This is a genomic window from Microcoleus pseudofavosus SVA1_A4 (assembly GCF_036700565.1).
Classification (GTDB): Bacteria; Cyanobacteriota; Cyanobacteriia; order Cyanobacteriales; family Microcoleaceae; genus Microcoleus.
This window is the reverse complement of record NZ_JAUBPE010000007.1, coordinates 131,737-143,857: the sequence shown is the minus strand read 5'-3', so window position 1 is coordinate 143,857 and position 12,121 is coordinate 131,737. Positions and strand designations below refer to the sequence as shown.

Annotated in this window: 5 protein-coding genes and 2 pseudogenes; all 7 read left to right on the top strand. The window is 50.3% G+C overall.

Going from position 1 to position 12,121, the window contains the following annotated elements; all coding sequences use genetic code 11:
- Positions 1–515: 515 nt before the first annotated feature.
- Positions 516–2,054: pseudogene (locus QUA02_RS05355) on the top strand (ferredoxin--nitrite reductase); the annotation flags it as partial.
- 18 nt (positions 2,055–2,072) lie between these two features.
- Positions 2,073–2,402, top strand: a complete 330-nt coding sequence (locus QUA02_RS05350) for a 2Fe-2S iron-sulfur cluster-binding protein (protein WP_333025869.1) — start codon at positions 2,073–2,075, stop codon at positions 2,400–2,402.
- 154 nt (positions 2,403–2,556) lie between these two features.
- Complete coding sequence (locus QUA02_RS05345; protein ID WP_333025864.1) at positions 2,557–3,879, top strand: CmpA/NrtA family ABC transporter substrate-binding protein; 1,323 nt, start codon at positions 2,557–2,559, stop codon at positions 3,877–3,879.
- A 149-nt stretch (positions 3,880–4,028) separates the two neighbouring features.
- Positions 4,029–4,898, top strand: coding sequence for a nitrate ABC transporter permease (gene ntrB, locus QUA02_RS05340; protein ID WP_333025863.1), 870 nt, complete (start codon positions 4,029–4,031; stop codon positions 4,896–4,898).
- Positions 4,899–5,117: 219 nt separating this feature from the next.
- The gene (locus QUA02_RS05335) at positions 5,118–7,145 is read left to right on the top strand and encodes an ABC transporter ATP-binding/substrate-binding protein (RefSeq protein WP_333025861.1); all 2,028 of its coding nucleotides are present in this window, start codon (positions 5,118–5,120) and stop codon (positions 7,143–7,145) included.
- Between the two features lie 144 nt (positions 7,146–7,289).
- A pseudogene (locus QUA02_RS33560) lies at positions 7,290–8,129 on the top strand (nitrate ABC transporter ATP-binding protein); the annotation flags it as partial.
- A 1,254-nt stretch (positions 8,130–9,383) separates the two neighbouring features.
- Complete coding sequence (locus tag QUA02_RS05325; protein WP_333025857.1) at positions 9,384–11,591, top strand: molybdopterin oxidoreductase family protein; 2,208 nt, start codon at positions 9,384–9,386, stop codon at positions 11,589–11,591.
- Positions 11,592–12,121 lie beyond the last annotated feature (530 nt).

The window sequence follows — 12,121 nt, the reverse complement described above, 5'->3', positions numbered from 1 at the left end:
CCTATGCCCTATGCCCTATGCCCTATGCCCTATGCCCTATGCCCGACAGTACCTCATCTTTCTGAGAAAGGCTATATATTTGTCTATTTCCCCTTCTCCCCTCCCAAATCTAAAGATTTACAGAGGTTTTCCGGCTCTGTCGGTGTGTTTACCCATTACCCATGTATAAAACGCATCGCCCCTATGCGAAATGTTCATAAATCTCAACATTTTGTAAAAATAGCTACGAATATTTACTGTGGTGGGCTTTACATTAGCTCATAACTAAGGTGCATGGAAACGCAGCGATCGACCGAACCATCGGTAGCAACTATAACCATAAATAGTTTGGCGACGTTCGAGCCAGCGCCCAGTCAAGCTCAAGTTTACAGAAGACCAACCATGCTTAAAAGAAATTCTATCTAGTAACTAAATATACAGTTTTAAATCCATACACTCACTAAGGTTAGCAGGAAACACACTTTATGCTCCAAGTCAATACTTCTCCCCAACAAGCCAGCAGCGAGGGTAAACCGATGACCCAAACAGTAGAACCCAAAGCCCAAGCGAGCCTGAACAAGTTTGAAAAACTCAAGGCCGAAAAAGATGGCTTAGCATTAAAAGGCGAACTCGACCACTTCGCCGAGATTGGCTGGGAAGCAATGGACGAAACAGATCGCGAGCACCGCCTCAAATGGCTCGGCATCTTCTTTCGGCCAGTAACTCCGGGCAAATTCATGATGCGGCTGCGCTTGCCCAACGGCATCATTACTAGCAATCAAACCAGAACGCTAGCAGAAATCGTCCAACGCTACGGCGACGACGGCAGCGCCGACATCACCACCAGACAAAACCTGCAATTGCGCGGAATTCGCATCGAAGACGTACCCGACATCTTCCGCCGCCTCAAAGAAGCGGGCATGACCAGCGTCCAGTCTGGCATGGACAACGTGCGCAACATCACGGGTTCCCCAGTCGCGGGCCTGGACGCCGACGAACTGATAGATACGCGGGAACTGGCGAACCAAGTCCAAGACATGATTACCAACAGCGGCGAAGGCAACCCCGCGTTTTCAAATTTGCCGAGAAAGTTTAATATTGCGATCGCAGGCTGCCGCGACAACTCAGTCCACGCAGAAATCAACGACATCGCCTTCGTACCCGCTTACTCTGACGGCAACATCGGCTTTAACGTTTTAGTCGGCGGTTTCTTCTCCGCCAAACGCTGCGAGGCAGCAATTCCCCTCAACGCCTGGGCAAGTCCCAGCGACGTTGTAGATTTGTGCAAAGCAATTTTAACTGTGTTTCGCGATCGAGGCCCGAGAGCAAACCGCCAAAAATCGCGGCTGATGTGGCTGATTGACGAACTCGGAATCGAACAATTCCGAGCCGCAGTGGAACAAGAATTAGGTCGCACTTTGCCCGCCGCCGCCCTCAAAGATGAAATCACCTGGGACAAACGCGACCACATCGGCATCTACCCCCAAAAACAATCTGGGCTCAACTATGTAGGGCTGCACGTTCCCGTCGGACGGCTGCAAGCATCGGATTTGTTCGATTTGGCCAGAATCGCCGAGGTTTACGGCAGCGGCGAGCTCAGGCTCACTGTCGAAGAAAACGTCATTGTTCCCAACGTTCCCGAATCGCGGATTGAATCGCTACTCAAAGAACCGCTGTTGCAGCGTTTCTCGATCGACCCCGCACCCCTGATGCGAGCCTTGGTTTCCTGCACCGGCTCGAAGTTTTGCAACTTCGCCCTCATCGAAACCAAAAGCCGCGCCGTGGCAATGATTGAGGAACTCGAAGTCGAACTTTCAGTTCCCAAACCGATCAGAATTCACTGGACGGGTTGCCCCAATTCCTGCGGTCAACCCCAAGTAGCAGACATCGGTTTGATGGGAACAAAAGTGCGCAAGAACGGGAAAACGCTCGAAGGTGTGGACATTTATATGGGAGGGACTGTCGGCAAAGATGCTCATTTGGGTACTTGCGTCCAAAAAGGCATCCCTTGCGAAGACCTCAAACCGGTGCTGCATCAACTGTTGGTCGAGCAGTTTGGGGCCGTTCCCAAAGAGATTGCAGGGGATGTAGCTGTGCTGCACCGGCAACTGCAATTGACGGTTGAGGAGGGCGAAGCGGCAGCCCAGGCACCCAAACCTCAGACATCTACTGTCATTTTCGCTCGATCGGGCAAAGAAGTTGCTTGCAGCGAAGATGAGTACATTCTCGACGTTGCCGAACGGGCCGGGGTCGAACTTGACAGCAATTGCCGAAAGGGAGTTTGTGGCACTTGCAAGCAGAAACTCCTAGAAGGTAATATTGCCGCCTACGACAGCCACCCCGACGCGGCCGCCGGCTTAGAACCAGGGTTCATTTTAACTTGCAGCGCGCGGGCGATCGGCAAAGTGTCGATCGACGCCTAATCTCACAATGTGAGATGGATCGGGACAAACAAAATCATGTCATTTCACAGTCAACAGTTAACAGTCAACAGTCAACAATCATTCCGGTGCAACCGGAATTGATATCAAATCTCACATTCCCACCATTTCAAAGTACAACAACAATTCAAGACAAATGAGCAACCTTTCCAGAAGAAAATTCATCATCACCGCCGGAGCAACAGCAGTCGGCACCCTCCTAGCCCACGGTTGCAGTTCCGGTTCCACCACATCTAGCGCAACTCCCAGCGGCGCAACACCCAGCGCCGCCCCAGCCGTCAACATCAACCCCGCCGACGCCCCAGAAGTTACCGCAGCCAAACTCGGATTCATCGCCCTCACCGACTCAGCACCCTTAATCATCGCCCAAGAAAAAGGGCTATTTGCCAAGTACGGCATGAAAGACGTACAAGTTACCAAACAAGCATCTTGGCCAGTTACTCGCGACAACTTAGAACTCGGTTCCGACAAAGGCGGCATTGACGGAGCTCACATCTTATCCCCCATGCCTTACCAAATGACATTAGGCACAATTACCAAAGGCAACCAGCCTGTGCCGATGAACATTGTGGCGCGGTTAAATACTAACGGTCAGGCAATTTCCCTCAGCAAAAAATACCTAGATTTAAAAGTAGGTAAAGACAGCGCACCCCTGAAAGCAGCTTTTGGCAACCAAAACCTTCCTGTTGCGATGACTTTTCCCGGCGGCACCCACGACTTGTGGCTGCGCTACTGGCTAGCAGCCGGAGGTATTAATCCAGATACAGATGTTTCCGTGATTCCCATACCGCCACCCCAAATGGTAGCGAACATGAAATCTGGCAGCATGGAAGCCTTTTGCGTAGGCGAACCTTGGAATGCTCAGCTAGTTACTCAAAAGGTAGGATACACCGCCTTAATAACTGGAGAACTTTGGAAAGACCACCCAGAAAAAGCTTTAGGTTTAAGAAAAGATTGGGTTGACAAAAACCCCAAAGCTGCAAAAGCACTTACGATGGCCGTACTGGAAGCCCAGCAGTGGTGCGACAAGGCAGAAAATCACGATGAGATGTGCCAAATCATCTCTCAAGATAAGTGGTTAAAAGTTCCAGTAGCAGATATTATCAGTCGCTCTAAAGCTCAAATTGACTACGGTACCGGCCGCATTGAAGCTGCCAGCCCAGTGGCGATGAAATTCTGGGCTGATAATACTTCTTATCCCTACAAGAGTCACGATGCTTGGTTCTTAACTGAAAATATTCGCTGGGGTTATATTCCGGCAACTACCGACATCAAAGCAACCGTTGATAAAGTTAACCGCGAAGATATTTGGAAAGCAGCAGCGACAGCACTTGGCGTTCCCGCCGCCCAAATTCCTACTACCACTTCTCGCGGTGTTGAAACCTTCTTTGACGGCGTGAAGTTTGACCCAGAAAAACCACAAGAATATCTGAATGGTCTGGCAATCAAAAAAGCATAATTAGTGAACAGTTGACTGTTGACAGTTAACAGTTGACAAATTTTAAAAGTGAGTGGAGTTGGGTTTCTTAACTCAACCCACCCCAGAAACGGTGAGCCCTTCAAAGTATCTACAAATAATCGATTATTCACAATACAGCAAAAACAAAAATGGCAACAAACCTCGCTGTTTCTAAAAGCAAAAATCCAGTAAATTTAGTTCTGGATCGGGTTCAAAAAAACCGCCGAAAAATCATCCGCCCGCTGGTAGCAATTACAGTTCTGCTCATAATCTGGCAGATCCTCTGCCACAGTCCAGAGTCCAGCTTGCCGGGACCAATCAAAGTTGTCCAAGAAAGCTGGAATCTGATTATCAATCCGTTCTTCGACAACGGCGGTACAGACAAAGGCTTGTTCTGGCAAATTTTTGCTAGCTTGCAGCGGGTGGCGATCGGGTTTACTCTAGCAGCAGTTCTAGGCATTAGTTTAGGAATATTGATCGGCACAAACTCCCTAATGTTCGATGCGTTAGATCCGCTGTTTCAAGTATTCAGAACTATCCCGCCCCTGGCTTGGCTGCCGATCGCCCTGGCGGTATTTCAACAGTTCAATCCCTTTGAAGGCATGGGGGTGAAAGCTAACGAAGTTTCAGCACTTTTCGTGATCTTAATTACAGCAATTTGGCCGATTCTAATTAACACCACAGTAGGCGTTCAACAAATACCCCAAGACTACAGAAACGTCGCCCGCGTATTGCGCCTTCCCAACCAAAAATACTTCTGGAAAATCCTGCTACCCTCTTCAGTTCCTTACATCTTCACAGGCTTGAGAATTGGCATCGGTTTGTCTTGGCTGGCGATCGTAGCTGCGGAAATGTTAGTCGGCGGCGTCGGCATCGGCTTCTTCATCTGGGACGCTTACAACAGTTCTCGACTCAGCGCCGTGATTCTGGCAGTGCTTTATGTAGGAATCGTCGGTTTGATTTTAGACAGAATAGTTGGTTTCATCGCTTCCAAAGTTGTTCCCGAAGAACAAAAATAGAATTTGGGCATGGGGAATGGGGCATGGGGAATGGGGCATGGGGCATGGTTGATTAGTGATTGGTGATTAGTTATTAGGAAGCGGGAATAATTATATATGCCCAATGCCCAATGCCCAATGCCCAATGCCCAATGCCCAATGCCCAATGCCCAATGCCCAATGCCCAATGCCCAAATTAATAATCAGCATCTACAAATTACAAACTAACCTAAAATTGCCATGTCAGTATTTGTTGAAGTAGATCACGTTGACCGCGTATTTAACTTGCCCAATGGCGAGCAATACATCGCTCTTAAAAATATCGAACTTAAAATAAAAAAGGGAGAATTTATCACCTTAATCGGACACTCGGGCTGCGGCAAATCTACACTGCTAAATATCATCGCCGGCCTCGACAACGCAACTCAGGGCGGGATTACTTTAGAAGGGCGCGAAGTCCGCGATCCAGGCCCGGACAGAATGGTGGTGTTTCAAAATTACTCGCTGCTACCTTGGCTGACGGTGCGCGAAAATATTGCCCTAGCAGTAGATGAAATTTACAGCGGCAACTCTAAAGAAGATCGCGAGTTGGTGATCGAACACCACATTAAATTAGTCGGACTCGGACAGGCGGCTAACAAACGCCCCAGCGAAATTTCTGGGGGGATGAAACAAAGAGTTGCGATCGCCCGCGCCCTGGCGATCCGCCCGAAATTGCTGCTGCTAGACGAACCCTTCGGCGCCCTCGACGCTTTAACTCGCGGCGGTTTGCAAGAACAGTTGATGAAAATTTGCGAGGAAAGCAAAGTCACCAGCGTGATGGTAACTCACGACGTTGACGAAGCTTTATTGCTGTCCGATCGCATTGTAATGCTCACCAACGGCCCGGAAGCGCAAATCGGACAAATACTCGAAGTGAACATTCCCCGCCCCCGCAAGCGCATGGAAGTTGTCAACCATCCGAGTTACTACGCGCTGCGCAACGAAATGGTTTACTTCCTCAACCAGCAAAAGCGGGTCAAACAGCGCCGGGCCAAACAACAACCGCCTGCGATCGCCCGCAACGGCCTGGAAAAAGTCAACCTCGAAATCGGCTTTATTCCCCTCACCGACTGCGCGCCCTTAGTCGTAGCCAAAGAAAAAGGATTCTTCCAAGCCCACGGCTTAGAAGAAGTCACCCTCAGCCGCGAACCTAGCTGGAAAGCGATCGCCCAAGGAGTCGCCGAAGGACGGCTGGACGCGGCGCAAATGGTCGCAGGAATGCCGATCGCCATGCTGTTGGGCCTCGACGGTCAAGCCCCCGTCCCCGTCAACAGCGCCTTAACCCTGTCCCGCAACGGCAATTCGATTATCTTCGGGAAACACCTGTACGACAAAGGCATTCGGACATTAAAGGATTTCAAAGCGGAGATCGCCAGCAATCCCGATACAGTTCACACCTTGGGCATGGTACATTCCGCCTCCATGCACAATCTGCTGTTCCGCTACTGGCTGGCCGCCGGCGACATCGACCCCGACCTTGACGTGGCCTTGACCGTCATTCCGCCCCCGCAGATGGTAGCGAATTTAAAAGCAGGCAACATTGACGGTTACTGTTCGGGCGATCCCTGGAATTCCCACGCTGTCAACGGCGGTACGGGTTTTGTGATGGCCCGTTCCCTCGATATTCTGCCCGGACACATCGAAAAAGTTCTCGGCGTTACCGAAGATTGGGCTCAGAAATATCCTCAAACCCACGTCGCCCTCGTCAAAGCGCTTTTGGAAGCCTGCGACTACTGCGACGATCGCCGCAACCGCGAAGAAGTCCTAGAATTGATTTGCCAAGAACAATACATCGGCGCAGATCCCAAAGACATCCGTCCGGGGTTCCTCGACCCGTACAACTCCGGTACGGAGGCAGAACCCGAAATGCTCTACAATTTCAACCAGTTCTACGTTGACCAAACCAATTGTCCAGACCGCCTGGAAATGGTGTGGGTGATGGCGCAAATGGCCCGGTGGGGACTGATTCCGTTCCCGAAAAACTGGGTGGAAGTGGTCGATCGAGTTTTGCGGCCCGATGTCTTCGGTCAAGCAGTGCGCGAGTTGGGTTTGCCGGATATCGCCAGAGCTCGCCGGACGATCGACCTATTTGACGGCACTGTCTTTAATCTAGACGACCCGATCGACTATCTTCACAATGTCAAAATCAAGCGCGACGTCCGCATTGAAGAAATCTTAATTGAACAAATAGGCAGTCAGTGTTCCATCAAACTGCCAGCAGCATAACCAGCAAATAGGAAGAGGGAATGAGGAGCAAGGAATCAGGAAACAAGACTCCACATTTCCCACTTTCTAATTCCTTCGCTTCCCAATTCTCAATCCTAAATTCTCATGTCTAATCCCCCAAACCTAAATCCCAATCCTGAGAATATGCAAACTCTCAAAACCCCCCAAACAACCAAGATTCAAACGAACAAGCCAGACTTTCTGACTATAAAAAACGTATCGAAAGTCTACGACAATATTAAAAATCCTGACCAGCCTTTCGTCATTCTCGAAGGTGTAAACCTGACGATTAAGGAAGGCGAATTTATTTGTTTGATCGGTCACTCGGGCTGCGGCAAATCAACTTTACTCAACATGATCGCGGGATTCAACGGGCCGACAAGCGGAGAAGTTGCTCTCGAAGGTTCGCGGATTACTGAACCGGGTCCCGATCGCATGGTGGTGTTTCAAAACTACTCGCTGCTACCGTGGCTGACTGCTACTGAAAATATCCACCTCGGGGTTGAAACTGTTTACGCAGAGAAGTCCGCAGAGGAACACAATACGATCGTCAAGGAACACTTGGAATTAGTGGGGCTGACCGAAGCTTGCGACAAAAGACCGGGCCAGTTGTCCGGGGGGATGAAACAGCGGGTGGCGATCGCCCGAGCTCTGGCAACTCGCCCCAAACTGTTGATTTTGGACGAACCTTTCGGAGCTCTAGACCCGATTACCAGGGAAGAGTTGCAGGAAGAATTGCTGAAAATTTGGCGCGAGTACAAAATTACGATCGTCATGATCACTCACGATATTGATGAAGCTTTGTTTTTAGCCGATCGCATCGTGATGATGACCAACGGGCCGGCAGCTTCGATCGGCGAAGATATGCACGTTCCGTTCAGCCGTCCCCGCAACCGCACCCGGGTGATGGAAGATCCGAGATATTACGAACTGCGGAACTTTGCTTTGGAATTCCTGTTCTCTCGCTACGCGCACCACGAAGAGGATGAAGCAACGGACTCGGAGACAGAAGCCGTCGCGCTACCGATGCCATTACCTGCTAGCAAACAGCGTGCGATTGCTGACAGGCCGATGATGCCACCTGTGTCCTTTAAGCCTCATGCTGCCGAGCCCGTAGAAGCTTCGCCGATCAAACGCGGCATCCTGGCAGCCTCGTGGTTCGTAGCAATGGTTACTTTAGCAGCCGTCAATATGTCTAGTGTTTCCAACCAGCTAAAGCAAGCGAAACTAACAGAAACTGCACCTCCGGCGGCGACTGCGGCGGCGGTTGTGAGTTCTCCCCCCAGCCCGCAAATCGCAACAAGTTCGATCGCGCCGAATGCTAGCCCTGCACCAATCGCTGCTGCCAGCCCTGCACCAATCGCTGCTGCCAGCCCTGCACCCATCGCTGCTGCAAGTCCTGCACCAATCGCTGCTGCCAGCCCTGCACCCATCGCTGCTGCTAGCCCTGCGCCAATCGCTGCTGCAAGTCCTGCACCCATCGCTACTGCCAGCCCTGCGCCAATCGCTGCTGCCGCGACGGCTGCCTCGCCCAATGCAGCAACCAGTGCCGTCTCAGAGATTTCTGACAAAGCCGAACTCGATGCGATCGGACAGCAGTTGTATGCACAAATCGACCAAAATTGGAGAACAACTCCGACATTTACCGAAAGTTTGACTTATCGGGTCAAAGTAAAACAAAACGGCGATATCCTACAGTTCGATCCCACAAATAAAGCAGCTAAAGATTTCGTCAAAGAAACTCCTCTGCCGGTTTTGCAAACTCCTGCCGATGCAGGTGCAGGCGCTGAAAAAACTGCTGAGTTCCAAGTAACTTTTAGCCCCACCAACGGTGGCGTATTTGAAGTTAAATCAGGGAAGTAGGCGACATAATACTCCCGCACTAAATCTCACATTGCTATCAACAACTAGGTCAAAAGTAGTAGCTGCGCGCTATTTGAACTCTGCAAAAATTCCTCCTAGCCCCCCATCCTTGGGGGTGACAAGAGTTAGGTTTTGATACCCTCTGTTATAGGAAGATTTAGGAGCAGCAAGGCACTGGTTACAATCCAGATAGCTAGGGAGTTTGAGTAAGAGAGGGGTTAATTTAAAATCAGGGTATTGTCCGTTTATGTGAAGCATTATTGCCATAATTTAGTAATTATTAAAACGTTATTTGCAGGAGCAATCAGTTCCTACTATAATAACGAATTACCAATTACCCATTAGCTTTCAAAAATTAGCATCTAAAATCACCAGATGGAAACTATAAAAACTCTTTGTCCTTATTGCGGTGTAGGTTGTGGTCTAGAAGTTGTTCCCGACAAAAACCAAGGTTGGAAAGTCCGGGGCGATCGCAACCACCCATCGAGTCAGGGCATGGTTTGTGTGAAGGGAGCAACTGTAGCAGAGTCAATTCGCACAGATCGGCTGCTTTATCCGATGATGCGAGACTCTCTAGACCAACCGTTCCGCCGCGCTAGCTGGGACGAAGCACTAGACGCAATTGCCCACCGCATCCAAACAATTCGCAGCACTAGCGGCCCCGATGCTATATGCGTTTATGGTTCGGGTCAATGCGTCACAGAAGACTATTATGTTGCCCAGAAACTGGTTAAGGGTTGTCTGGGAACTAATAATTTTGATGCCAATTCTCGATTGTGTATGTCTTCAGCAGTTTCGGGATACGTTCAAAGTTTTGGTGCTGACGGCCCACCTTGCTGTTACGACGATTTAGAATTAACAGATTGCGCTTTTATTATTGGTAGCAACACCGCAGAATGCCATCCAATTATTTTCAACCGATTGGCAAAGTACCACAAAAAGAATGCAAATGTCAAGATGATTGTGGTAGATCCGAGGCGGACTCCAACTGCCGAGGCAGCAGATTTGCACTTAGCAATTAAACCGGGAACAGATATAGATTTGCTTAATGGAATTGCTTATTTGCTGTTGCGCCGACAAGTAATAGATGCAGATTTTATTCAGGAATGCACGGCTAATTTTACAGCTTTTGCTGAAGTTATTAGCACCTACACGCCGGATTTTGTAGCCTCGCGCTGCGGCATTTCTGTCGGTGAGTTAGAAACGGCGGCAAACTACTGGGAGCAGTCGCAGCGGGTTTTGTCGCTATGGTCGATGGGCATCAATCAGTCGTCGGAAGGCACGGCAAAGGTGCGATCGCTAATTAATTTGCACTTGATGACCGGTCAAATCGGCAAACCGGGATGCGGCCCGTTTTCCCTCACAGGCCAGCCAAACGCGATGGGAGGGCGGGAAGCGGGGGGACTTTCTCACTTGTTACCGGGATATCGATCGGTGAAAAATGCCGAACACAGAAACCAAGTAGAGCAGTTTTGGGGTGTGGCGCCTGGAAGTATTTCGCCGAATCCGGGCCGCACGGCTTGGGATATGATTACCGGTTTGGAAACAGGCGAGGTAGAGATGCTGTGGATTGCAGCAACCAATCCAGCGGTGAGTATGCCGGATTTGGAACGGACAAAAGCGGCTTTGTTGCGATCGCCCTTTACCGTTTATCAAGAAGCTTACAATCCGACGGAAACCTCTGCTTACGCTCACATCCTCTTGCCGGCAACGCAGTGGAGTGAAAAAACCGGAGTGATGACTAATTCAGAACGCCGCATAACCCTTTGTGCCGGTTTCGACACTCCTTCAGGAGAAGCCCGCGACGACTGGAGCATTTTCGCCGAGGTGGGACGGCGGTTGGGTTTTGCCGAACACTTTGCTTTCGAGAACGTTGCTGAGGTATTCAAAGAGTACGTGCAGTTGACGCAGGGCCAGCCTTGCGACATGACCGGCCTGAGCCACGAATACTTGCGCCAAGAAGGCCCTCAACAGTGGCCTTGCCCGGAAAATGAGCCGCCTCATCCAGCAACCTCCGCCAAACGGCTTTACACTGACCGGCGTTTCCACACTCCCGACGGGCTGGCAAGATTTGCCGCCTATCATTCCCGCGGACTGGCCGAACCCCCTGACCCGGATTATCCATTTGTGCTGACGACGGGCAGGCTTTACGGACACTGGCACACGATGACGCGGACGGGCAGAACTGAAAAAATCAATCAATTACACCCCGATCCGTTTTTGGAAATTCACCCCCGTGATGCTGCCAAATTAAAGATTAAAGAAGGGGATTTGCTGGAAGTTCGATCGCGCCGCGGCAAGGCAAAGTTTCCGGCAAAAGTAACCAAGGCGATCGCCCCGGGTACGCTATTTGTACCGATGCACTGGGGTTCTCTGTGGGCCGAAGGTGCTGAAGCCAATGCCATGACTCATTCTGCAAGCTGTCCAGATTCCAAACAGCCGGAGTTAAAAGCTTGTGCGGTGCAGTTGGTGCTGGTTGGGGCAGAAACTGGGACGGAAGTTACCTCGGAAGCGGCCTCGGAAGTGGCCTCCGAAGTTGGGGAATTTAATTGGGCAAAATCCACCGTCGCCGTCACTTCTTGAGCTCCCGTCCAATTTTGGGATGTTACAACTCACATAGCGGCACCAATGTCATCATCTTGGTTTCTTGCCACAGATTCACCTAAAATCGTAGGTTCTTTGGCAAGAAACCGCGTTTCTGGGCAGGGCTGTTTCATTCTCAGAAAAACCAGAATTTTGTAGGGCGGTGCCAAAATTGCCCGCCCCGGCCCAGACACGAGAAATTGGGCATTTCAGCGATCGGGGCAACCGCGGGGAGTTTGCCCCTACAAGAAAATGAAACAGCCCTGGGTTTCTGGGCAGTTGCTGAGGCGCAATCGCAGGGTGCTCTACGGTCGTCAAAACTTCTCTCGAACGATCTCAGTTGAGCCCGGGAACAAGGAAAATTAAATTAATTTATTCTGAGTTTTTGCTTCTTGATGCGGGGTTTTTCCTTCAGCATTCAGCCTTCTGACGAATGCCTTAAGCTTTCTACCTTCTTTTTAATCGATCGATTAATCATAAAATTGCAGTTTGCACGTATAGGTGCTATGATAATTTTACAAGGCTTTATT